Origin of the sequence: Pseudomonas sp. AP19 (genome assembly GCF_001728855.1) — a bacterium.
GTDB classification, from domain to species: Bacteria; Pseudomonadota; Gammaproteobacteria; order Pseudomonadales; family Pseudomonadaceae; genus Aquipseudomonas; species Aquipseudomonas fluorescens.
This window is the reverse complement of the sequence record NZ_LXJP01000137.1, coordinates 1-1328: the sequence shown is the minus strand read 5'-3', so window position 1 is coordinate 1328 and position 1328 is coordinate 1. Positions and strand designations below refer to the sequence as shown.

Genomic DNA, 1328 nt, shown 5'->3' with positions numbered 1-1328 from the left:
TGGTCAGGGCACGTTGCTCTTCAACGTCAACCTGCTTGAGACGGGCTTCGATGAGTTCGCGTCGGGCGGCAACAACCGAGTTCAAATCACCCTTGCCGGAGCGGTAGCTGGCCATCGTGAGTTCGACCTTTTCTTTAGCCAACGGCAACAAGCTTTCCTGATTACGGCTGACTGCACGATTGAGGCGCTCGTAGTCAGCCAACTCATCCTCCAGTTGCTGGGTATGCTCGCGTGACAGGGCTTCGCGCTCAGCCTCAAGCTGGTTTAGTTCGGCGTGCTTGGCCGCAATCTTGGGGTTTTGCCGAGAGTTAGGGAACAGCGGGAGATCCCATGAAAACTGCACGCTGACCATGTCACCGAATTGTTGGCCTCGGTGCTGATAATCGAATTCCCAGCTCCAGTCAGACTGCTTTTCCGCCTCAGCTTCACGGATCTTGGCTTGTGCTTCACGGGTCATCGGCACAAAAGCCGCTAATTCGGGGTGATGTTGCAGCTTATGGGAGTAACCTGAGGTCTCAATAGGCCAATCAGGCAAACCGCCTACCGGTTTGTCATCGGCGGCAGGGCCAATCCAGCGCTTGAGGGCGGCCCGGGCCTGTGCACGTTGACGAACTAAATCATCCTGCTGCTCAGCCAGTTGAGCAGCTTCCTGTTTAGGTGTCACCGCATCGGCGGGTTGGGCTCGGCCACCCGCAATCTGAGCTCTGACGGTATCGGTCAGAAGACGGTTTTCTTTGTAGAAGTCCTGGAACAACGCATCTTTACGCTCAACCGAGTAGCTTCTGATCCAGGCTAATGCCGTGGACTGTCGGACGTTCAGACGCGCCACTCGACGCTCGGCTGACGCTCGATCAACAGCCGCATCCGCGACCTCGATACGTGCTTTGCGCTTGTCGCTGTTGGGCATCTCCTGCCTAATCCCGACCACTTGCATGGTCATGAAGTCCTGGTCGATGCTCCATCTGTCGGGTCCACCAATGGGGTAGTTCTGCACGCCCAGCAGTAGCTTGGGATCGGGTAGTTCGCCGGCGGGAATGGCCGCGCTAGTGGCTGCTTGAATTTTGGCGTCTTGTGCGGTCAACGATGGTGCATTGTTTTCGGCCAGACGCAGCGCTTCATCGAATGTCAATGCGCTAGCGAAGCTCGGCAATGCAAGTACGCTTGCCGCCAGGCCGGCCAGGAAGGACCAACCTGTGCAACAGCACTTGGAGTTCATGTTCACGATTCCTGTGATGATCCACCGCGCGCTTCATAAGACATGCGCGCAGATATGCCATCCCGCTAACGCGGAATGAGGCTCAGTGTGGTACAGGAATCAAGTACGTGGG

1 protein-coding gene is annotated in these 1328 nt (G+C 56.9%); it reads right to left on the bottom strand.

Features of this window, described 5'->3' with window-relative positions; genetic code table 11:
* Positions 1 to 1216 (bottom strand): TolC family protein (locus tag A7D21_RS33980; RefSeq protein WP_069553851.1); only part of this gene is annotated, 1216 nt, incomplete at its 3' end.
* Between the last annotated feature and the right edge of the window lie 112 nt (positions 1217 to 1328).